This is a genomic window from Microbulbifer elongatus (assembly GCF_020524885.1).
GTDB lineage: Bacteria > Pseudomonadota > Gammaproteobacteria > Pseudomonadales > Cellvibrionaceae > Microbulbifer > Microbulbifer elongatus_A.
Genome location: NZ_JAIVKJ010000001.1, coordinates 1,406,415 through 1,427,938, shown reverse-complemented (window position 1 = coordinate 1,427,938; position 21,524 = coordinate 1,406,415). Strand labels below are relative to the sequence as shown.

General features: G+C 56.1%; 17 protein-coding genes. 4 read left to right on the top strand and 13 right to left on the bottom strand.

Annotated features, from left to right (window positions below):
* Window positions 1-23 precede the first annotated feature (23 nt).
* From LC059_RS06035 to LC059_RS06025, 3 genes are all read right to left on the bottom strand, one after another.
* On the bottom strand, window positions 24-1,181 hold the full coding sequence (locus LC059_RS06035; protein ID WP_226702908.1) for an acyl-CoA dehydrogenase family protein: 1,158 nt from the start codon (window positions 1,179-1,181) through the stop codon (window positions 24-26).
* A gap of 73 nt (window positions 1,182-1,254) precedes the next feature.
* A complete protein-coding gene (locus LC059_RS06030) occupies window positions 1,255-2,181 on the bottom strand; it encodes a DMT family transporter (protein WP_226702907.1) in 927 nt (308 codons plus the stop codon).
* 76 nt (window positions 2,182-2,257) lie between these two features.
* On the bottom strand, window positions 2,258-2,761 hold the full coding sequence (locus LC059_RS06025) for an Lrp/AsnC ligand binding domain-containing protein (RefSeq protein WP_078085813.1): 504 nt from the start codon (window positions 2,759-2,761) through the stop codon (window positions 2,258-2,260).
* A 140-nt stretch (window positions 2,762-2,901) separates the two neighbouring features.
* On the opposite strand from LC059_RS06025, the gene putA reads away from it, so the two are divergent.
* On the top strand, window positions 2,902-6,060 hold the full coding sequence (gene putA, locus LC059_RS06020; protein ID WP_226702906.1) for a bifunctional proline dehydrogenase/L-glutamate gamma-semialdehyde dehydrogenase PutA: 3,159 nt from the start codon (window positions 2,902-2,904) through the stop codon (window positions 6,058-6,060).
* A gap of 124 nt (window positions 6,061-6,184) precedes the next feature.
* Here putA and LC059_RS06015 read toward each other — a convergent pair whose 3' ends face one another.
* Window positions 6,185-7,063, bottom strand: a complete 879-nt coding sequence (locus tag LC059_RS06015; RefSeq protein WP_226702905.1) for a hypothetical protein — start codon at window positions 7,061-7,063, stop codon at window positions 6,185-6,187.
* Between the two features lie 1,185 nt (window positions 7,064-8,248).
* Here LC059_RS06015 and LC059_RS06010 point away from each other — a divergent pair.
* Window positions 8,249-11,002 (top strand): cytochrome c peroxidase, encoded by a 2,754-nt coding sequence (locus tag LC059_RS06010; protein WP_226702904.1) that lies wholly within the window; start codon window positions 8,249-8,251, stop codon window positions 11,000-11,002.
* Between the two features lie 90 nt (window positions 11,003-11,092).
* Here the strand turns inward: LC059_RS06010 and LC059_RS06005 are convergent, their stop codons facing one another.
* The 9 genes from LC059_RS06005 to LC059_RS05965 form a co-directional block, all read right to left on the bottom strand.
* Entirely contained in the window at window positions 11,093-12,955 is a 1,863-nt protein-coding gene (locus tag LC059_RS06005; RefSeq protein WP_226702903.1) for a purple acid phosphatase family protein, read from the bottom strand.
* 210 nt (window positions 12,956-13,165) lie between these two features.
* A complete protein-coding gene (locus tag LC059_RS06000; RefSeq protein WP_226702902.1) occupies window positions 13,166-13,561 on the bottom strand; it encodes a glycine zipper family protein in 396 nt (131 codons plus the stop codon).
* A gap of 195 nt (window positions 13,562-13,756) precedes the next feature.
* Window positions 13,757-14,500, bottom strand: coding sequence for a hypothetical protein (locus LC059_RS05995; RefSeq protein ID WP_226702901.1), 744 nt, complete (start codon window positions 14,498-14,500; stop codon window positions 13,757-13,759).
* Window positions 14,501-14,571: 71 nt separating this feature from the next.
* Window positions 14,572-15,129: a DUF2878 domain-containing protein gene (locus LC059_RS05990; RefSeq protein WP_226702900.1), complete on the bottom strand. Its 558-nt coding sequence runs from the start codon at window positions 15,127-15,129 to the stop codon at window positions 14,572-14,574.
* A gap of 11 nt (window positions 15,130-15,140) precedes the next feature.
* Window positions 15,141-16,547: an SAM-dependent methyltransferase gene (locus LC059_RS05985; RefSeq protein ID WP_226702899.1), complete on the bottom strand. Its 1,407-nt coding sequence runs from the start codon at window positions 16,545-16,547 to the stop codon at window positions 15,141-15,143.
* A gap of 90 nt (window positions 16,548-16,637) precedes the next feature.
* Window positions 16,638-17,390 carry a DUF1365 domain-containing protein gene (locus tag LC059_RS05980; RefSeq protein WP_226702898.1) on the bottom strand — a complete coding sequence of 251 codons (753 nt, stop codon included), beginning with the start codon at window positions 17,388-17,390 and terminating at the stop codon, window positions 16,638-16,640.
* Window positions 17,390-18,673 carry an NAD(P)/FAD-dependent oxidoreductase gene (locus LC059_RS05975; RefSeq protein WP_226702897.1) on the bottom strand — a complete coding sequence of 428 codons (1,284 nt, stop codon included), beginning with the start codon at window positions 18,671-18,673 and terminating at the stop codon, window positions 17,390-17,392. Before LC059_RS05975 ends, LC059_RS05980 begins: the two co-directional genes overlap by 1 nt.
* Complete coding sequence (locus LC059_RS05970) at window positions 18,670-19,461, bottom strand: SDR family NAD(P)-dependent oxidoreductase (protein WP_226702896.1); 792 nt, start codon at window positions 19,459-19,461, stop codon at window positions 18,670-18,672. Before LC059_RS05970 ends, LC059_RS05975 begins: the two co-directional genes overlap by 4 nt.
* Window positions 19,462-19,539: 78 nt before the next feature.
* Window positions 19,540-19,977 (bottom strand): nuclear transport factor 2 family protein, encoded by a 438-nt coding sequence (locus LC059_RS05965; protein ID WP_226702895.1) that lies wholly within the window; start codon window positions 19,975-19,977, stop codon window positions 19,540-19,542.
* A gap of 205 nt (window positions 19,978-20,182) precedes the next feature.
* On the opposite strand from LC059_RS05965, the gene LC059_RS05960 reads away from it, so the two are divergent.
* Window positions 20,183-20,794: a sigma-70 family RNA polymerase sigma factor gene (locus LC059_RS05960; RefSeq protein WP_226702894.1), complete on the top strand. Its 612-nt coding sequence runs from the start codon at window positions 20,183-20,185 to the stop codon at window positions 20,792-20,794.
* Window positions 20,795-20,800: 6 nt separating this feature from the next.
* Complete coding sequence (locus LC059_RS05955) at window positions 20,801-21,520, top strand: ChrR family anti-sigma-E factor (RefSeq protein ID WP_226702893.1); 720 nt, start codon at window positions 20,801-20,803, stop codon at window positions 21,518-21,520.
* Window positions 21,521-21,524 lie beyond the last annotated feature (4 nt).

The window sequence follows — 21,524 nt, the reverse complement described above, 5'->3', positions numbered from 1 at the left end:
TACGCAGAAAAATCTACAGGAAATTAACGCACACCATCCAACAGGTGGCGCGCGATGATCAGCCGCTGGATCTCACTGGTACCTTCATAAATGGTGGTAATACGCACGTCCCGCGCCATGCGCTCTAGCGGGAATTCCCGGGTATAACCCACGCCGCCGTGCATCTGCAGAGCGACATAGCAGGCTTCATTCGCTTTCTCAGAAGCGTAGAGTTTCGCCATGGACGCGGCAGGGCCAAACGGCTGCCCGGCATCTTTCTGCCATGCAGCCTGCAGCAGCAGCAGCCGTGCGGCTTCCATTTCGGTGTACTTGTCGGCGAGCTGCCACTGCAGCCCCTGGAACTGCGCCAGTGGCTTGCCAAACTGCTGGCGCTCCTGCAAATAGGTGCGCGCACAATCCAGCGCTTCCATGCCGATGCCCAGAGCGAGCGATCCGATACCAATGCGTCCACCAGCGAGCTCGCCGGCGGCAATACGGAAGCCGCGATTTTCTTCCCCCAGCATATTTGCAGCCGGAACGCGGCAGTCCTCAAAGGCCACCTCATTGGTAACCGACGCTTTCTGCCCCATTTTTTCTTCGGCTTTACCGATGACCAGCCCCGGGGTTCCGGCCTCGACCAAGAAGCAGGATATCCCCTTCCCTTTCGGCGCGGAGGAATCGGTTACCGCCCACACCACAAACACACCGGCAAACTCGGCGCTGCTAATAAACAGTTTACTGCCATTCAGCACGTAGTCGTCGCCGTCCTTGACCGCACGGGTACGCATGGCGGCCGCATCAGAGCCTGAACTGGGCTCGGTGAGACAGAAAGAGCCGGCCGGATATTCGCCGCTACAGATTTTCGGCAGGAAGTAATTTTTCTGGGCATCGGTCCCCATGGCCTGAATCACTTCGGCCACCATATTGGTGACAGAAGTGGTCGTCGCCGTGGAAGCGCAGCCGCGGGCAATCTCCGCAATCGCGAGGCTGAAGGCAATGGTGCCGGCACCGGTGCCGCCGAAGTCGGGGTCGATATTGATTCCCATAAAACCGAGCTGCGCCAGCTCCTTCAGCTTTTCCAGGAACAGCGCGCGGTTGCCGGTCTTGTCCAGTTCAGCCGCGATCGGTTTCAGCTCGCTCTCGGCGAACTGGCGCGCGGCCTCCTGGATCATCTGTTGCTCTTCAGTCAGCTCAAAATTCATAACGCTCTCACCTCGCTCACTATTTTCTCGTGGACCTTATGGGTCTCAGCTCTTTATTAGTTTTATCGGGTTTTCAGGATCTCTGAAAAAGCAGGCGCTTCAGTGCGCCCTGCTGTATCGCTACGCCGAGCAAGATCATTGCCAGCCCAGCGATGGTGGCCATCTGGATTTTTTCACCGACCAGCAGCGCAATCAGTAACAGGGACAGTGGTGGTGAAAGGTAAATGAAATTGCTGATGCGCGCGGTATTGTCGCAACTCATCATCGCCGCCTGCCACAACAGGAACGCAATACCCATTTCAAACAGCCCTACATACAGCGCTCCCACCCAGCCGGCCAACGGCGGCCACTGCCAGCTGTCGCCCTGCCCCCAGCCCTGCCAAAGCAGAGCACCAGCAAGCCATGGCAGGCCACAACAGAAGGTGAGAAACAGATTGACCGCAGCACTGCCGCCAATCCGGGTATTCAAAAGCCAGTAACAGGACCAGATCAGCGTACTCAACAGCGCGAGCACCACGCCCCAGGGCTGATCAAACTGCAACCCCAGCAGATTGCCCCCCGTGGCGATCACCAGCACGCCAGAATAACAGACGACCCCGGCTACAAGATCTTGCCGGCGCAACTTTTGCTTGAGCAAAGGCACAGACAACAGCGCCAGTAAAACGCCCCAGGTGTAATTGAGCGGCTGCGCCTGCTGCGCGGGCAGCAGCTCGTAGGCGTGAAACAACGTCAGGTAATAAAGGAAGGGATTGCAAAAGCCGAGCGCAACATACCATCGGTAATTGCGCCGCCAGCTCGCACGGATTTCAGTGCGACGCCCCTGCCAGGCGATGGCGCCGAACATAAACACCGTCGACACCAGCGAAGCGATGCTCACCAGCTGTAGCGGCGTCAGGTACTGCAGCGAAAGCTTGAACGCACTGGCCACCGTCGACCAGCACAACACCGCCGCCAGCGCCAGCATGGTGGCACGGCGGTTGAGGTTGCTGGCTGCAGTCATAGACTCCGCACGATCCACTAGACTCGATCCTGAAAAAACAACTGGGACAACATTCGGATGTGCCCTGCCCGAGCGACTATCGCTTGCCGGACTTGGGCTCTGGGTCCGGCACAGCGACGGAAGTATCGGTTTTCACTTCCTGCATGACCACATAGGTATGGGTTTCACGGACACCCGGGACAGATGCCAGCTTCTCGCCGAGGAATCGGCGGTATCCCAGCATATCCTTAATACGGATTTTCACCAGGTAATCGAAACCACCGGCAACCATATGGCATTCCTGAACCTCTTCGAGACCGGAAACATGCTTGTTAAACGCTTCCAGCGTTTCTGTGGCGGTATCCGACAGGGACACCTGGATGTACACCACAAGACCAGCATCTACCTTGAGGGGATCCAGCAGAGCTACATATTCCTGGATAAACCCCTCGCGCTCGAGGCGCTTCACCCGCTCGAGACAGGGCGTGGGGCTCAGGTTGACCCGCCGGGCCAGCTCAACGTTAGGCAGGCGACCAGCGCGCTGCAGAATGCGCAGAATCTGACGATCAATGCGGTCCAGATCTTCCAACTTCCGAGACATAGCAAAATACCCTACTGGTGATTAACCGATTAAGCGCTATATTTAACCACACTCTTTTCCAATATGGCGATTAATTCTGGGACATTTACCACATAATCCGGTTTTTTATCCTGCACCCTAATTTTAGTCTGGGAGTACACATGTCTACACGGTTCGCCGGCCAAATGACCGAAGAGTTGCAAAACGCCCGCCAGAAGGCCCGACAGTACCTGCACGCCGACGAAAACCAGTGCGTGAGCGAGTTGCTCGCTGCGCCCCGGCCCGGGGAGGCCCTGCGCGAGAGGATTCTTGCGACTGCCAGCCAGCTGGTGGTCAAATCCCGTGAGCAGCGCAGCAAACGCGGCACTTTGGATGCCTTCCTGCAGCAGTTCGGTCTTTCCAATAAAGAGGGCGTCGCGCTGATGTGCCTGGCGGAATCCCTGCTGCGCGTACCAGACGCTGATACTGCAGACAAACTGATCGCGGAAAAAGTCCACTCCGGTAACTGGAGCAGCCACCGCGGCCAGTCTGACTCCCTGTTCGTGAATGCCTCCACCTGGGGCCTGATGCTGACCGGTAACATTGTCGAGCTGGATCCGGACATCACCGAGAAGCCATCCACCCTGATGAAGCGCCTGGTGAGCCGCATGGGCGAGCCAATGGTGCGGACTTCCATGATGCAGGCAATGAAGATCATGGGCGGCCAGTACGTCCTCGGTCGCACCATCAAGGAAGCCCTGAAGCGCGGCCCCGCGGAAAACAAGCCGGGCACCCGTTTCTCCTTCGACATGCTCGGCGAAGGCGCCCGCACCATGGCAGACGCCCAGCGCTACTTCGATGCCTACATGATGGCGATTGAAGCGATCGGTGCGGACAACTCCAAACGCGACGTCGTTGAAGCCAATGGCATCTCCATCAAGCTTTCCGCCCTGCACCCTCGCTACAGTGAACTGCAGCGCGACCGCGTAATGAATGAACTGCTGCCCAAGGTTAAAGAACTGTGCCTTGCTGCAGCAAAATATGACATGGGGCTCAATATCGATGCCGAGGAAGCCGAGCGTCTGGATATCTCCCTGGATGTGTTCGAGGCCCTGGCGCGCGACCCGGAACTGAAAGACTGGCAAGGCCTCGGCTTTGTATTGCAGGCCTATCAGAAACGCTCCCCCCATGTAGCGGACTGGCTGATCGCCCTTGGCCGCGACACCGGCCGCAAGCTGATGGTTCGCCTGGTAAAAGGTGCCTACTGGGACACCGAGATCAAACACGCCCAACAGATGGGCCTGACCGACTACCCGGTGTATACCCGCAAGTGCCACACCGACCTGTCCTACCAGGTGTGCGCGAAAAAACTGCTGGATGCACGCGATGCGATCTACCCGCAGTTCGCCACGCACAACGCCTACACCGTGGGCCTGATTCTGGAACTCGCCGGCGATGCCAACGACTACGAGTTCCAGCGCCTGCACGGCATGGGCCACCTGCTCTACGACCAGATCGAAGCCGTACACGGCAAGCGCGTACCGGTGCGGGTTTACGCTCCCGTGGGCGCCCACAAGGATCTGCTCCCCTACCTGGTGCGTCGCCTGCTGGAGAACGGTGCCAACAGCTCCTTCGTCAACCGTTTTATGGACGAGAAGACGCCGGTTAATGAGCTGGTACAGGACACTTTGAAGCAGAGTGAATCCTGCAATCCCTACCGCCATCCCCAGATCCCGGTACCGGCGGATATCTATATCGGCAAGGAAGCGCTACCGCGCAAAAATTCTCACGGTATTGAACTGACCGACCCGATCGCCGTCGAGCCGATGACCAAAGCGGTAAATGCCTCGGCGAGCGCATCCTGGGCCGGCGGCCCGATTGTCGATGGTGTATCCAGCAAGGGCGACCAGACCGTAGTGAACCCGGCCACCGGCGAGCCGGTCGGCCACACCGCCGATACCGACCCCGCGCAGATTGACAAAGCATTCGCTTCTGCCGCCGAACACCAGCGCGCCTGGAACCGCCTCGGTGGCGACGCCCGCGCGAACATCCTCGACAAGGTTGCAGACCTGTACGAGGAAAACATGAACGAACTGGTGGCGATCATCTGTCGCGAAGCCGGCCGCACGCTGAACGATGGTATTTCCGAAGTGCGCGAAGCGGTGGACTTCTGCCGCTATTACGCCAACGGTGCCCGCAAGCATTTCAGCGAACCTACGGTGCTTCCAGGCCCTACCGGTGAAAGCAACGAGCTAAGCCTGTGTGGCCGCGGCGTGTTTGTGTGTATCAGCCCGTGGAACTTCCCGCTCGCCATCTTCACCGGCCAGGTGGTGGCCGCCCTCGCGGCGGGCAATGGCGTTCTCGCCAAGCCGGCAGAACAGACCCCATGCATTGCTCACCGCGCAGTACAACTGATGCACGAAGCGGGCGTACCGCAGAAAGTCCTGCACCTGATTACCGGCACCGGTGCCGCGATCGGCAAGCCGCTGCTGGACGACCCGCGTGTTGCTGGTGTGGCCTTTACCGGTTCTACCGAAACCGCCAAGCACATCAATATGCAGCTCGCTGCCAAAGATGGCCCCATCGTGCCGCTGATTGCAGAAACCGGTGGCCAGAACGTGATGATCGTGGACTCCACCGCACTGCCGGAGCAGGTAGTGGACGATGTGATCCAGTCCGCCTTCCTCAGTGCGGGCCAGCGCTGCTCCGCCCTGCGCATTCTGTGTGTACAGGACGTGATCGCAGACAACCTGCTGAATATGCTGAAAGGCGCCTGCGACGAGCTGACCCTGGGTGATCCGTCGAAGCTGGAGACCGATATTGGTCCGGTGATCGACGAGAAAGCGCTGGGCCTGCTGGAGAAGCACCGCGAGCGCATGCAGCAGGAAGCCAAACCACTGTTTGCCTTCGATGAAAGCAAGCGTCCGCAAAGCGGCACCTTCTTCGGCCCGCAGGTGGTTGAGATTGAAGACTTCAATCTGCTCAAGCGAGAGGTGTTCGGCCCCTTCCTGCATGTGGTGCGCTTCAAGGCAGACGAGCTGGAAGATGTGGTTCGCCGCATCAATGCCACCGGCTACGGTTTGACCTTCGGCCTGCATTCACGCATCGAAGGACGCGCCGGCGCTATCTTCAAGCGCGTGGACGCGGGTAACTGTTATGTAAATCGCGATATGGTCGGCGCCGTTGTGGGCGTAAACCCCTTCGGCGGCATGGGCCTGTCCGGTACCGGCCCCAAGGCCGGTGGCCCGCACTACCTGTTCCGCTTTGCCAACGAAAAAACCAAAACGGTCAATGTCGTTGCCACTGGAGGCAACACCGAACTATTTACGCTGGGCGATTAACCGTTTAAATAGTTAACGATAAAAAAACGGCCCCATGAGGGGCCGTTTTTTTCGTGTACGAACTCAGAATAGTTCTGGGGCCTCGACCGCAGATGCTGGTGCATCCGCAGGCTAAACTCGCACGTTACTGAATGATATTGCCCACGTTGTACACACCGACCTGTACCGCGATAGCAGTATCAGAAATACCCAACTGTACAGTGTTATGCAAGTTGTACTCACCAATCTGCGTGGTGAACGCTTTGTGGCCATAGATCTCCTGCAAGGTGTTGGCTTTGTTGCCCGCACCAATTTGCAGGGTGACCTGGCTCAAGTCTTCACCAAATTGCAGCACGTTTGCCTTGTTGTACTCACCGAACTGCATTACCAATGAATCATTGTCGGCAACGTACTGGTCCACATTGGCCTTGTTACCCGCACCAACCTGGAGGGTCAGTGAACTCAAACCATAGCCCCACTGATTAGTTTTGGCACGGTTTCCATAGCCGTATTGCTCGACAATACCCACGGACCAAACGCTGAAGTACTGGTTCACTTGCCCGCGGTTACCCGTACCGTGCTGATTAACCTTACCAACGTTGTATTCACCCCAGCTCTGGTAAACACTGCCTTTGTTGTATTCACCATCCTGCTTGACGATTGCATGGTTGCCAACGGTAAACATCTGCGTAGTGTCAGCTTTGTTTCCCGCACCTACCTGGTAAATATCGGCATGGTTATACAGGCCGTTTTCCTGTAATGAATTCGCCTTGTTGTAAGCACCGAACTGTGTCTGCTCAATCGTGCTGAAGGACTCGGATCCATGCTGCAGCGCATTCGCCTTGTTGAAGGAACCAAACTGGGTTTGCTCCACATAGTTGTACCAGGCATCCACACTCTGCTGGTCAGAGGTAGCCTTGTTACCTACACCAATCTGCAACTGGGTGGTCGTGTTAATTTCTGCAAACGATGCCGCGCTCACAGCGCTCAGCAGAGCTACGGCAATTGAAGAAAACTTTTTCATCTGGAACTCCTTAACTACTCACATCAGAAAACCAAAAAACCGGTCGGCATAAATACTCTGGCGTCCCCCGAGTACCAAAAACCTGACTCAGTAACTCAACGTCAGCAACCTGAAATAGCGGCGTCCCGGCGGAGGATCGCAAGGCGACTCCACGCAAAAGCGACGAGCTCAAGAAGGTGACATTTAGAGGCCTGCGGAATTCTGAATTCAGCGTGAAAGAAGCGGCTAGCTCCAGTCAGCGATCCACTCGCGAAAGCCTTACAGCGATTGGAGTTATTGCGTACAGCAAGATCGAACAACGAACAATCGAGTTCAATATTTGATCACTACACCGCGTAAAGCCATGGGAGGTAAGTTTGGGAAGCGTAGGAAATTAGTGTGTTTTTTAATCACAAAGATTAATAATCGGCCGCAATGGCGCAAAATCAATGGTCCTATATTTTTTATCTAAAACTTTCGCGCCACTAATGTGATTAAAGCCCGGAATCACGAGAGATTTAACGCCTACCGGATTTGGCGCAAATTGCCGCGGCTGAGTTGAACCGTATTACACAGCTACCAAGTCGCAAAAAAAATCTTATAGCCCCTTTTAGCTATAAGAATTTTTTGTAGCAACATTCACTCGCAAGACCCGTTTAATTTTTAACGGAAGAAAATTCGCGCCCCGCCTTTTTATTTATTTGCTTACTAAGCGCTTTTCCTCATCGACCTGACTAAGAGATATCTCTCAAATAATCAAAAAACTAAGACATAACTCTTACCGATATTGACATCAAAAAACGCACAACAAATTTTTATAACCGAGAAGGTCGATTTCCGTTTGTCATATTCATCCCTGAAATCTACCGTTTAAATATTGATCAAAAAATCAGTCACAAAACCAGAACAAGGTGGGCGCAGATTCTGTACGTCCTGGTTCTGGCTTGTGGCCGATCACGATCAATACACCCAATTTGTGCTTCTAGCGAGAGGGATCTAGCCATGCCTTGCACTAAAGGCGGACTACGACGACCACCAGGCGTCGGACAGCCCGCACCTCACCCATCACCATCCAATCGGAAACCCGGCTTTACGAAAAAGCTCTTGCGAACGTTTATGCAAAAAGGCGGAGCCTGGGGTATCTCACTGACATTGGCGACCGGGCCCGCGCTAGCTGCGGATCCCCCGCCACTGAATAAAATTAAAGTGCCCGATGTAAATATGCTCGGGCTACTAGACGGTGATGGACCAGGTTTCAACCCCGCGCAGTGGGAGCAGATCACCAAACCTGGCAAGCGCACTGCGCTACAGCAAATAGGTAAGGCCTTTTTCTTCGACATGCAGGTCGGCAGTGACGCGGTACAGTCCTGTGCCAGCTGTCACTTCAATTCCGGCGCCGACATCCGCAAAGTCAACGCTATAAGCCCCGGCCTCAATCGCGGTGACTTTACCCATCAGCTACGCGGGGTCAACCGCAAGCTGCGGCAGGCGGACTACGGTGGAGCAAATTCTATCCGCGGTATTCCGGCTAACGAAGATGCAGTAATCAGCGCAGGCGGTACACCAGATCATGAAGACGGCACGCCCGGAAACCTGGTTCCTCTGAATATGCTGAACGCGATCAAGGGCGATGACGTCAATGATATCGTGGGCTCCCAGGGGGTAAGGGGCGCAACCTTTGGTGCTCTGATTCAGTTCGATAGCCGCGAAAGCGGAACGCTCCTCGAATTCGACCCTGGTTTCGATGCCAACGATGACCTGTTCGATGGCTTTGGCAATATCTTACCGGGACTGTTCCATACCGTGCGCCGGATCGAGCCGCGCAATACGCCCACCACCTATAACGCGATCTTTAACCAGCGCAGTTTCTGGGATGGTCGTGCGGACATGTTCTTTAACGGTGTCAACACTCTCGGCTTCCGTGACCCCGATGCCAAGGTCAAGGTATACACCGGTGGTGATTATGCGACCCCTCTCTCGCTATTGATCCCATTCTCGTCACTTGCCTCCCAGGCCGTGGGGCCCATCGGCAGTGGCCTGGAAATGGAATTTGTACACCGCGGTGGTGGCGGCGGTCCATCACACTTCCTCGGACGCAAAATGCTCGGGCTGGTTCCGCTCTACGGCCAGTGGGTCCATTGCGATGACTCGCTGCTGGGTGAGCTTGCGGGCTGCGAAGCGGGTGATGAGAAGAAGCGAGGGCTCGCGGTTGAATATGCCAGCATGATCAAGGACGTTTTCCTGGAGAAATTCTGGGGCGACGGCTCGGGCAACGATGTTTGCCTGGAGGCGCCGGAGTTCAAGAAACGGCTGCCACTCAATGCCTGTACCGACGATTATGCCAACCAGAACCGCACCCTGATGGAGGTTAACTTCAACCTGTTCTGGGGACTTTCTGTCCAAGCCTACGAGGCGACGCTCACCACCGGCAATACCATCGTTGACCTGATGGCCGGCGGCCTGATCGACTCCGACCCGGATGGCAACAACGGCCCAAGCACCATTGTGGAAAATACCGATGGCCGCGTGATGACCCGCCTGGATATCGGTAAAGCACTGCCGCCCGCCGGTGCACCCAACCAGGTGTTCACCCGGGTTGACGGTCGGTTTGTGTTGCTGATGGACTGGACCGGCCTGCAGCCGGAAGGTGATTTGGCACTGGAAGACTGTGCGGCAATGTCGGCGCTCGACAAGACCGATGCCGGAGCACTGGGTGGCTACAAGGCTTGCGCCATGAAGATGGCCGAGTTTATTCACCCGGGCGCGGAAACCGGCTCTGAAGCCCCCAACGCCCCCAATCAGCCGGAAAGTGGTCCGCTGTTGGCCGGTGAGAACTTCGGTGGCTGTGCTCCGCCCTACACGTCGCGAGCCTGTGAAGTGGCCTTTGCCACTATCCAGAACATTGACGAGGGTATGGGCCGCTTCCAGGCGGGTGCCACAGACTGCGCCGCGTGCCACACGTCCGCAGAATTCACCGGTGCCACCATCAGTGCTACCGTTGGCTTCGGTGCGGAAGACCTGCCCGTAGACCCCGACGAGCCACCTCCCGCGATTCTGGAGCGCATGAACACCTTTGAAAACCAGGGTGTTTATGATTCTGGCTTCTACAATCTGGCCGTGCGCCCCACCGGTGAAGACCTAAGTGTTGGTTCCAGCATCCAGACTTCCAGTGGTGCGCTGATACCGCTGTCTATGGCAAAGCTAGCGCAGCTGATCGGCATGCTGCCCTCTGACCTGCCCGCACCTTACGACAACCCCGACAGTAAGGCGGCGATCCAGGCGATCAAGGACAAGCTGGCAGCGGGTGTGGCCAAGGGTGGTATTCAGGTACCGAAACGCCCGGACGACCTATCGCCCAAGGCCTTCGCCATGAACCTGGGCTGCGACCCCGCGGTAGATCCAGTCTGCAACCCGACCATTCCGCCTGCGGAGCTCATCCTGCGCAACGGGTTCTTCAAAACGCCGACGATTCGCATGACCAAGTTCACCGGTCCCTATATGCACAACGGCTCGAAGATGAACCTGCGTCAGGTTCTGGAGTTCTACAAGCGCGTGGTGGATTTCGACCTGCCAGCAAACCAGCGTCCGAGCTTCGGCAAGCTGAACAAGTTCAACCTGGATGCCGGGTTGCGGGTGTTTGATGTTGGCGCGGACCGTGAAGCTGCAATGATCGAGATGATGGAAACCGGCCTGACTGACTGGGGCGCAGCCTACCAGCAAGGCAAGTTCGACCATCCTCAGATCTGCGTGCCCAACGGACACGACGGTCGCGGCCGCACCAAGCTGGCCAACATTGCCGCAGTCGGTGCCGATGGCAGCGCAAATCGCATCATCACCTTCCAGGAGATGCTGCAGGATGCGACGGGTCTTGCCCACGACTTGACCGCCCCTTGCGATATGGATATTTCCAATCTCAACGGCCGATCGCTTATTGATGTGCCCTATGCCCCAGGACCTTAGTCCTCTGGCATAAACCATCAAGCCCGCCGGGAAACCGGCGGGCTTTTTTTATGTTCAGAGTCTGGCCTCTGCCCCACCACTTACCATGCGCTAACGTCCCGCCTGCGCGTTGTGCACCGGCTTGCGCAGCGAAAACGCATCAACCAGGTTGCCGCGGTCGTCAATCGCACGGTATTGCAGTAAACCCGACAACGGATCTACATCGATCACCTGATAGGTGCTGGTGTTGACCGCACCAAAGGCGGCAAATTCAGGCAGATCCTGCTCGTACATTTTGGTACCGGAAACCGCGACTAGATAGATAGTGCCCTGCTCACCTTCCACTGCCGGTTCGTGACCGCGCATAGGCACCGTGCGCATATAGGCGTGGTCGTGCCCTTGAAAAGCAATATCAACATTGTGTTTGTCAAAGACCGGGCCCCAGGCATCGCGGATGGACTTGTTATCACGGCCCTCTCGAGATGCGTAGAACGGGTGGTGGTAGATCACTACTTTCCAGCGCGCATCGCTCTCCCCGAGTACGCGGTCCAACCAGTTTATCTGTAGCTCTGGCTCCACCAGGTGGTAATTGGAATCCATCACCACCACCAGCAGATCCTGGTAGCTCACGTGGTAGGTGCGTCCCGGGTCGAGCATTTCACTGCCGTTGTCCGGCAGGGCAAACTGCTTCAGGTACAGGGTGGGATGGCCGCCGTGGCTGTCGTGATTACCCAGCGCGGGAACCACCATGGAGCGGCCGAACACCGAGCTGCCCTCGTGGAAGAACTGATCCCAGTTGTCCTGCTCCTGGCCGTGGTCAATCAGGTCCCCGGCAATCATATAGAAGCGCGCGTGGGGAAAATCGAAATCCGCCTGGCGGATCAGCTGCCCCCAACGGTCCAGGCCATTTTGCGGATCGCCCAGGTAGACGAAGGAAAAAGGCTCACTGGGTGTGGCCGCCGCCGTACGGAAGCCGCGCGGATCTGTCCAGCTTTTGCCATTGTCCGCGCTTACCGCGTAAAGGTAGTCCGTCGCCGGTCGCAGATTTTCCAGCGCCACCCGGTGCAGGTGCACCAGCGGATCATTCACCACCTGACGGCTGCGGAGCTCGGTAACCCGCGCACTCTTACGCTCAGCGCCTTTTCTCCCACCCATTTTGCCTTGTGTCAGAAACTCGGCTTTGGGCGCAACCCACAGCAGGCCCTGGTCCACACTGTTATCGGTCCGCCACTGCACGGTCGCTGAGGTCGCGGGGTCGCCCTGCCAGGTCAACTGCAGATGGTCGGGACGTGGCGATGACGGATAGCGGGTTTCACGGAAGTACCCGACAAAGCGGGACACAAGCTCCCAGCTTTCGTAACTGCGCAGCACCGGCTGACCGACCAGCGCTTTGGGCAAGGTATTGAAGTAATCGTTGTCGTCAATAAACGGGCGGTCGCCGATTTTGGCCAGCTGCACATCCACACCCGGGGTGCGGGGTGTGATCGTTACTAACTGGCGTCCCTCCACGGGACTCGCGAAAACCAGGTAGGGTTTGAGCTCCCCGGAGAGGCTTGGAACACCGAGACGCACATCACCTGCGCTCACCTGCTTTGACCAGACGTGGTAAGGGTCTTCCTCATCGACAATAAAATCGAGGTCCTTACTGCGCGTAAAGCCCTGGTCGGCGAGCCAGAACGGCGTCTCGCCATAGGATGCATCAAAGGCAACGTGGATCTCTGCCTTGCGATCCACCTCGAAATGCGAAAACGCAGTTCCGAGAAATTCACGTTCGCTTTCGGTAAAAAACCTCGCCGCAGTATCCGGAGTCAAAGCAATGCGTTCCGCCGGCGTCAGCTCTACCGACATCCTGTCAAGAATACCTGATACCCGGCTCTCGAGTGCGGCGTGGACATCTTTGTACTCATCCGCGGTCACCAAGGCCGCAGCACAGGCTAGAAAAGCCGCGAAAATCAGATTGAAAACTATACGCATGGAACCCCCGAAATTTGTGCGAAGATTCTAGCGGCAAAATCGCTCGGGTGGAGTCATCCGTATGAATTTTTGGTTACGTTTTTATTGCGCGGGAGAGGTTTTGCTTACGGTCAAGCGCTAGCCACAAAAAAGCCGGGCTAAAAGCCCGGCGCAACATCCTGTGGTTTGCCGAATAAACTTCGAGTTCAAGACTCGCTAATTCTATACTCGCTAATTTAATACTCGATAGCCGCGCCCGCGTAGGCAGTTGCGGGCAATGTAATTCTGTTCAGCGTTCGCGCTACCCACGCCGCTGACACCGCCAAGCAGAGCGCCAGCGCCCGCCCCTGCCGCCGCAGCGCTACTGGTATCGCCAATGATGGCACCCAGTGCACCACCCAGAAGAGCGCCACCGGCGGCTCTGGTGACACCTCTGCGCCCGGCATCATTGCGCGCAGCCATCGACATGGTCTTACAGTCCGCCAGGTCGAGCTGATACTGCCGCATGTTCACGCCTTGCGTATCGATCACGATATTTCCGGCGCCGTATACCTGCTCCTGCTGATAGGCACACCCAAACAGAGTCGCTGCGCTTAGGCCCACAGCGGCCAAAATATTGCATCTCATTGGCGCCCATTACCTCGTTTGTCGCCTGCATCTACTTAGGTTTAGATGAAGGTTGAGATGTGCGTCAGGAGAAATCGAAATAATCACGGGCTGGCTAACAGCGAAAAGTTAGGACCTGCGCCACTGCAAGAAGGAGGGAAAACATAGAAGCCACCGGCATAGCAGCGAAAGGTATGGAGGCTGCCGGCACAGAAGCTACCGGTAGAAATAGTCTATCTTCAATCTCTGGGGATCACCGGAATCATCCAACAAGTTGGTCACACCCACAAAACGCGAAAGACGCGGCCCCCCTCCGGATTTGTCCCTGGTCGCAATGTACTCCAGGTATATGTCACCGCCAGCAATCCAGCGTAGGAACGCCTGTGCCAGATCGACGCGAATACACAGGTCGGCCTCGGGGTTCTGGCAGGGCGTGGCCGCGGCTCTCAAGCCTATTGCCCGGCCATGCACCGGTGAGGCAAATCGGAACCGAAGCTTCTCCCCGGCCTTTAGTTCAGACCAGTGCTGACGAACCAGTGCATCGAACCCCGCGTCGATGACATCCAGCTCTGACTCGGAAAATGTGTCGTCACGGTAGCGGGAATCCTGACCTTCACGATAGCGAAGCCGCCAGCCCTCAGGAGTTCGGGTAGCCTGGCGAACCTCCCCATTGCGGAAATCCTCCTGGGAAATCTGCGGGCGCGTGTCCTGCAGCAGCCCCGCGGGGCCCTCATCGCCGGTAATCTTCTTCTCTGCTATTTTTGTCCCCTCGGGTTCCCCAGGCGCGTAATACACGACCCGTACCTGACCAGGTCCCTGAGGCAGAAAATACTCACAATACCGGACAGTCGCCCCCTCAAGCTCCACCGCACGTCCGATTACCGTCGCCTCGCTCTCAACACGATGCGGTGCATCGCACCCGGACACGGCCAATGAAGCGGCCAGCAGCAACTCGATCATCACTACCCTCTACAAACTTCCACTATTTACAGCAACCGTTAACGGTGAAGATCTATACCCAGGTTGAGACCTCACGGACGAAAGAACCGCATACGCGCGCACACCAGAAGTAGGGGCAAGAAGAGACCCCACAATCCCGCCAGCAACAAACCGGTGTGCGTTACTGGCTCCGCAAGCACCACAGAACCGTTAATTCTGGCACCAATCCAGTAACTAAATGGTCCAGCAAGCGCACCAACCGCTGCCGCCAAGATGAGATTTCGATGCAGAAACCGAAACGCGAACCGGAGCGCGAGGGCAAAATTTACCCAAAGAAACATCAGCCAGGAAGGCAAAAGGAAAACATCATGATTGGCATGAAAAACGCCAATTCGGAAGAGCGCCGCGTCCATCCAGCAACCGAACACTGTGACGAGCGCAACCCAAGACAGTGTTCGCTTCACCTTTTCAAGATCGAGAGGGTTGCCACTAAACAGCCAAAGGTGAAGGGCAAGATTTCCCAAGGTTATCCCGGCCAGCAGAGCAGGACCGGGAGCGAGGACACAGAGCAGCCAGATGACTTCAAACAGCAGCCCACTGATGAGCAACTTGCCAACACCAACCGACTGAACTTGACAGTTGCTCTCCATAACAGCTGTATTTAGTGAGGTCGCGGCAAAGTATTGCAGCGGGGCTTGGCGAAAGTAAATTGCGCGGTGCTGATCACACGCTCCAAAAACCCGCCTTCGCAATAGCAGAAATAGAAATCCCACATATTGATAAAGCGATCATCGAAACCCTGTTCACGCACCTCGTCGATACGTTCGAAAAACGCCTTTCTCCAGGACCGCAGTGTCATGGCGTAGTCAAAGGTAATATCGTCGAGCCCGACAATCTGCATATCTGTGTGCGCCGCGATATTATCCGCAACCACCTGATTAGAAGGTAAACAGCCGCCCGGGAAGATATAGCGCTGAATAAAATCAACGCTGTTTTTGTACTGCTCGAAGCGCTGGTCCTGGATGGTAATGGCCTGCATGACCATCAGGCCGTGCGGCTTCAGGAGTCCGCTACAACGGGAGAAAAACTCCCGGTAATACTTGTGGCCAACCGCTTCGATCATTTCGATGGACACGATTTTATCGTACTGCCCTTCCAGCTCCCGGTAATCCTTCAATAACAGGGTCACCCGGTCTTCCAGTCCCTCTCGGGCCACCCAGGCCTTTGCGTACTCGTATTGCTCCTTCGAAATGGTGGTGGTAGTTACCCGGCAGCCGGTTTTCTTGGCCGCGTATACGGCCATCCCACCCCAACCGGTACCGATCTCCAGTAGATGGTCCGTTTCCTTCAGCTGAAGCTTGCGGCAAATGCGCGCGAGCTTGAACTCTGATGCTTCTGCGAGGCTTGCATCCTGCTGTGGAAACACCGCGGAGGAATACAGCATGGTCGGGTCGAGAAAGAGCCCAAAAAAATCGTTACCTAGATCGTAGTGCGCGGAAATATTGCGTCGTGAACCCTTCAATGAATTTCCATTCAAGTGATGCAACCCCTTGAGCACCAGCTTGTTCAAAAAATTCCAGTTCGAATCGAGGCTGTTCAAAAGCGCCATATTGGCAACCATGATCCGGATAACCTGCACAAGGTCCGGTGAGTGCCAGGCACCATCCATATAGGCTTCTCCAGAGCCAATGGAGCCATTAGACAATACCTGCGTATACAGTGAAGGGTCCTTGACGTGGATATGTGCTTCCAACTCCGAGGTCCCGCGCGGCTCTCCGAATACAAAAACGTTGGCACCTGCGCCCTCGTTAGGCTGCGGGTTGAGGCCGGGAGCATATTGCTCATGAACAACCAGCGTACCCGCACTGAGGTGTTTCAACTTTTCGAGAACAAGTTTTCTGGCCAGTCGCTCGAACCATGTAAATTCTTTTTGCGGTTCAGTACCTACGGCAGCGGGCGCCGCACCCACCTCTGATTTTGCTTCGATATCACTTGCTATGCCCTCCCCCCCGGATGCAGTCAATAGTTCCCGCCCCGAAATTGCAGTAGAGTTGTGCGCAGACTTCATATCGTTTTTTCTCCAACCCAAAATTGCTTCTCTAGCAAGTCATATCAAGATCTAATGACAATCATGGCTCTGAGACCAATTTTTTGAGTCTCAGGTGCTGTGCTTTTTTCCCGGATGGGAATGCAGTGGTATACGTTTTACCAGTAGCTTCAGCGCCTGCCAATAGATCGCAACAATGATTTTTACGGTATGCAGAGGAAACTGGATCAGTTTCATGCGCAGGGATGCGGCGTTAATTTCTTCTCGTTTCAGGTGCATGCTGGCGTCAAATACTTTTTCACCACCCTCCACCGAGCGGATACTGACCGATAACGCCTTTCCGGGAAGCGTACTTTTCCAGAGATAGTGCTGGCCAAGGGGCATAAAAGGCGAGACATGCAGGGATTTACGGAATTCAGCACGCTGCACTGCCCCCTGCGACGCCATATTCAACACATAACCATGGCGCTCGTTCCAGGGCGTGTTGTGAACGTCCACCAGCAAATATTCGACCGTGTCACCCGTTGGATCAAAACAGTAGTAGATACTGATCGGATTCATGTTGTAGCCAAAGTAGCGCCAGTTGGCGAGCAGCGCAATCGGCCCCTGCGGGCGCACGCCGGTTTCCTCACACACCCGGTCACGCACGGCCTGCTCAAGGGGAACCGCGGGATCACCGTAGAAATCTTCCCGACAGAAACGCGCCGGCGCCCCGCGTCGATCAGACCACCAGCGCGTCAACGAAAGAATCTCCGGCAGCTCGTCGAGAAACGCATACACCATAAAGCCGCGATAGCGAAAGCTGTGCTCGCGGGGCTCAAGGCGCCTGTGCTGGATCCACCCGCTGTAGAGGCCGCTGCGCATCAGAAGTCTACACCCAAGCCTTTGGCAACCCGGATAGCACTCGCCACGCCATCCTCGTGGAAGCCGTTTGCCCAGTAGGCGCCGCAAAACCAGGTGCGGTTCACACCATTAATCTCCGACCAGCGAGACTGCGCATGGTTACCATTGACGGAAAATTGCGGGTGCGAATACTCGTAGCGGCCGATCACCTGGGAAGGATCGATGGCATCGTCCGCATTCAGCGTCACGCAATAGGTTTTTTGCGCATCCAACCGCTGAAGAATGTTCATGTTGTAGGTAAGAATCGGCAGACGATCGTGCTGCCCGTCTTGCAGTCGGTAGTTCCAGCTCGCCCAGGCGCTGCGGCGACGTGGCAACAGGCTAATATCCGTATGCAAAACCACCGAATTATTTTCATAGGGAATGTGCCCCAGAATATCCCGCTCCTCAGAACTGGCATCGGCAAGCAATGACAGCGCCTGGTCGGAATGACAGGCAAAGATCACCTGATCAAACTCGCGCTGCTGGGGGCTACCGCTCTTATCGACAAAATTTAGCGTAACGCCCTGCGTGTGTCGCACCACTTTTTGCACCGGACATGACAGGTGAATGCGATCCTCAAAGGAACGCACCAGGGGATCAATATAGCTTCGAGAGCCACCTTTGATGACTCGCCACTGGGGGCGATTGAAAATATTGAGCAGCCCGTGGTTATAGAAGAAGCGGATAAAGAAATCCACGGAAAAATCAAGCATCCTGGACATGCTCGCGGACCAGATGGCCGAGCCCATGGGAATTAAATAGCGGGATGAAAACTCCGCAGAATACCCATTGTTATCAAGGTAGGCTCCCAACGTCATCGATGGCTCCAGCTCTCCCTTGCGCCAATCATCTACCGCATTGCGATTGAAGCGCACGATATCTTTCAGCATTCGCCAGTGACCGCCATCGAGTAGGTTTCGGCGCTGCGCGAACAAGGAATTCAGGTTGTTGCCGGCGTATTCAAACTCGCCGGCACCGCCCTGCTCCAAAGCCGGCGCAGAAACACTGAACCCCATATCAGTTGTCTGCGACTCGACGCCGAGCTCTCCCATTAACTTAATGAAATTGGGGTAGGTCCAGTCATTGAACACGATAAAGCCGGTATCCACCGGCAGTATGCGCCCATCCTCATTGACGTCGATCGTGGCGGTATGCCCCCCCAACCGATCGTCCGCCTCAAACAGGGAGATTTCATGGGCTTTGTGCAACTGGTAGGCCGCGGTCAATCCCGAAATACCACTGCCGACAATGGCAATTTTCATCCGGCACTCCTTAGTTTTTTGATTCTTGTCATTCGCGGCGCGCACCAGCCAAACCACAGCGGTCGCAACAACCCAAGTAGTCGAAGTGGCCAGCTCAGCCGCCGCGGAAAATCGATCACCGCTTTGCGTCCCTCCAGGCCTGCGAGAATTCTGTCGGCGGCTTGTTCCGCCGACATCATGAAAGGCATATTAAAATCGTTCTCCGCGGTGAGCGGCGTTTCAATGAACCCGGGACGTATCAGTACCGTTCGTAACGGCAGGTGGCAAACATCAGCGCGCACCGCATCCATAAAATACTGCAAGGCTGCTTTGGATGCGCCATAGGCCTCCGCGCGGGGAAATCCCACCACCGACGAAAGGCTGCCTACTGCGGCAAAAACCGGAGCACGACTTCTCGCTAATAAGGGCAAAGCGGAGCGCAGCGTGTTCACCACACCAAAGAAGTTCGCATCAAATACCCGGCGGTAACTGTCGATATCCAGCGTCAGGTTATCATCGTACTCACAGATCCCTGCACAGGCGATTACCATATCCAGCTGATCGGTAATCTCACCCAGCTCTGCAGCGGCTCTTGACATAGATTCGTCATCACCGACATCGCAACTGAGCACCCGCACCAATTTTGGCGAGGGCTTCTGTACCTTCAACAATGTATCGCGATTGCGCCCGCTGATGATGACAAAGTGGCCATCGGCAACCAGTCTGCGCACCAGTGCCTCTCCAATCCCGGAGCCAGCACCGGTAATCCAGATAGTCTTTTTATGTGAAAGATCCGTATCGTCTGCCATAGGTCCTACTCCTGCACTGACTGGATTTTGATCACCCAAAACGGCCTTGCTGCGAATTCAGTACTACTGGGCAGCGCGCTAGCCACTCTCAGCCATCTGCCGCTTTACGTAGCGCAGCACACTACCAAGTAGCGGAACCTGCTCGTACACCATGGCGCCGAGGTCATAGATGTCCTCGTGCTCAAGCACCCTGTCCTGCTCGAGGTCCAGCTTCAGTAAGGAGGCCCCTCTCAGGCTCAACAATGCTCCTTTGCTCAGGCGAGGATGCCGGTAGTACATGGTCCACCAGAGGTTCAGTGTGTTCCCATCCACCAATGTTTGATCAAATTCGAAGCGACACTCCTGCAGGTTGCCGCCGACACCAGCAAAATAGGCCTGCATGCTTTTGAGGCCATGCACTGTGTGCACCGGGTCGCGAAATTCGACGTTCTCCGCGTAAACTTCCGCGATAGAGTCGGGATCTACGGATAAAAAGTCCGAATAAAGATGTTTTATGCGCTTTACGAGCGAAGCCATATCGCCACTCCAGGGCTGAACAGTTGGTCAAAATTGACCCTTGGATGTCAGATACTACGCCTTCCTCATCTAATCAGATTACTCCGGCGCCGCAAATCTCGCGTCTAAAAAGGTGATCCAAAGCGGCTTGAACCGCGTAACCAGCCATGTAAACGGAAAACACATGCGTGCCGACGCGCAGAATACGTACAATGGCCGAAATGGAATGAAACACGTACACAGCGAGTCAATGATCGTGCAGGCTTCTGAAAAAACTAGAGACGACGAGTGGAGCAACCTGCTTTTGAAGGTAGGTAGGCACCGGGACCGCCAGGCTTTCGAGCGGCTTTTCAGCCACTTCGCGCCCCTCATCAAGGGTTTCCAGTTCAGCCGGGGTGGCCAGAGCTCGGCGCCGGAAGCCGCCGACGAGCTGGTTCAGGAGGTCATGTTCAAAGTTTGGCGCAAGGCGCCAAGCTTTAACCCGGAAAAGGCTGCGGCGAGCACATGGATTTTCACCATCATGCGCAACTGCCGTATTGACGCTATGCGGCGAAGGGGCCGACAGCCCGAAGCCGATGACAGTCTGAATGTGGAAGATATCTGGGACGACAGCCAGGATGACCAGCCTCTGGTGTACCTGCAGCAATCGCGCAGCCAAACGGCGGTTGCAAGCGGCATCGAGTCGCTGCCACCAGAGCAGAGCCACGTTATCGAGAAAGCGTATATGGAGGGGAAATCACACAGTGAGATCTCCGAAGAACTGGGGCTACCGCTGGGAACCGTTAAATCCCGCGTAAGGCTGGCCCTGAAAAAACTTCAAAGCACAATTGTCAGGTAGGGAACCATGATTCACCACCACCCCGACAACAACATGCTGCTGGAGTATGCCAGCGGCAGTCTCAACTGGGCACACAGCCTGGTGGTTGCTGCACACGTGCAGCTGTGCCCCAAGTGTGCCTCACAGTTACAAATGCTGAACGGCATTGGCGGCAGCCTGTTGGCCGCAAGCCAGCCGGTTATGTCTGGCGGCCCTCAGCAGGCAGACGCCTTTGACAAGCTGATGCAGCGTATTGACGAGGACGAGGCAGCGCCGCTCGAGGAAGAAGCGGCTGCCGCGGAAAGCGCCAGAACACTGGCCAGGGCATCCTACAAGACACCAAAAGACCCGATGTTTTCTTCCGTACCACCGGTCGTCAAAAAGGTGCTGGAAGGCAACCCACTGCTCAAGTGGCGACGTCTTTCTAAGGGGCTGAAAGAGGCCCGCCTGAAGACGGATCAGCGCCAACACGAGGTGGCGTTCCACCGCATTTCCCCCGGGAGCAAGGTGGCGGAACACGACCACCGCGGCAAGGAAATCACCATGGTGCTGTACGGCAGTTTTTCTGATGCCGATGGTGTTTACACCCCTGGGGACTTCTTGGTGCGCGAGCCGGGCGAAGTGCACCGCCCTACCGCCACACAAGATCAGGAGTGCCTGTGCCTCTCTGTGGTCGAGGCCCCCGTTGCCCTCACCGGCTTCATGGGCAAGCTGGTCAACCCCTTCCTCTCCTTCCGTCCCCAGTAGCAGG

Coding starts and splice junctions, on each gene's coding strand:
- LC059_RS06000 (WP_226702902.1), bottom strand. CDS start 13,561: ATGAGATGCAATATTTTGGCCGCTGTGGGCCTAAGCGCAGCGACTCTG.
- LC059_RS06005 (WP_226702903.1), bottom strand. CDS start 12,955: ATGCGTATAGTTTTCAATCTGATTTTCGCGGCTTTTCTAGCCTGTGCT.
- LC059_RS05995 (WP_226702901.1), bottom strand. CDS start 14,500: ATGATCGAGTTGCTGCTGGCCGCTTCATTGGCCGTGTCCGGGTGCGAT.
- LC059_RS06025 (WP_078085813.1), bottom strand. CDS start 2,761: ATGTCTCGGAAGTTGGAAGATCTGGACCGCATTGATCGTCAGATTCTG.
- LC059_RS05985 (WP_226702899.1), bottom strand. CDS start 16,547: ATGAAGTCTGCGCACAACTCTACTGCAATTTCGGGGCGGGAACTATTG.
- LC059_RS05955 (WP_226702893.1), top strand. CDS start 20,801: ATGATTCACCACCACCCCGACAACAACATGCTGCTGGAGTATGCCAGC.
- LC059_RS05980 (WP_226702898.1), bottom strand. CDS start 17,390: ATGCGCAGCGGCCTCTACAGCGGGTGGATCCAGCACAGGCGCCTTGAG.
- LC059_RS06030 (WP_226702907.1), bottom strand. CDS start 2,181: ATGACTGCAGCCAGCAACCTCAACCGCCGTGCCACCATGCTGGCGCTG.
- LC059_RS06035 (WP_226702908.1), bottom strand. CDS start 1,181: ATGAATTTTGAGCTGACTGAAGAGCAACAGATGATCCAGGAGGCCGCG.
- putA (WP_226702906.1), top strand. CDS start 2,902: ATGTCTACACGGTTCGCCGGCCAAATGACCGAAGAGTTGCAAAACGCC.
- LC059_RS05990 (WP_226702900.1), bottom strand. CDS start 15,129: ATGGAGAGCAACTGTCAAGTTCAGTCGGTTGGTGTTGGCAAGTTGCTC.
- LC059_RS06015 (WP_226702905.1), bottom strand. CDS start 7,063: ATGAAAAAGTTTTCTTCAATTGCCGTAGCTCTGCTGAGCGCTGTGAGC.
- LC059_RS05960 (WP_226702894.1), top strand. CDS start 20,183: ATGAAACACGTACACAGCGAGTCAATGATCGTGCAGGCTTCTGAAAAA.
- LC059_RS05975 (WP_226702897.1), bottom strand. CDS start 18,673: ATGAAAATTGCCATTGTCGGCAGTGGTATTTCGGGATTGACCGCGGCC.
- LC059_RS05965 (WP_226702895.1), bottom strand. CDS start 19,977: ATGGCTTCGCTCGTAAAGCGCATAAAACATCTTTATTCGGACTTTTTA.
- LC059_RS05970 (WP_226702896.1), bottom strand. CDS start 19,461: ATGGCAGACGATACGGATCTTTCACATAAAAAGACTATCTGGATTACC.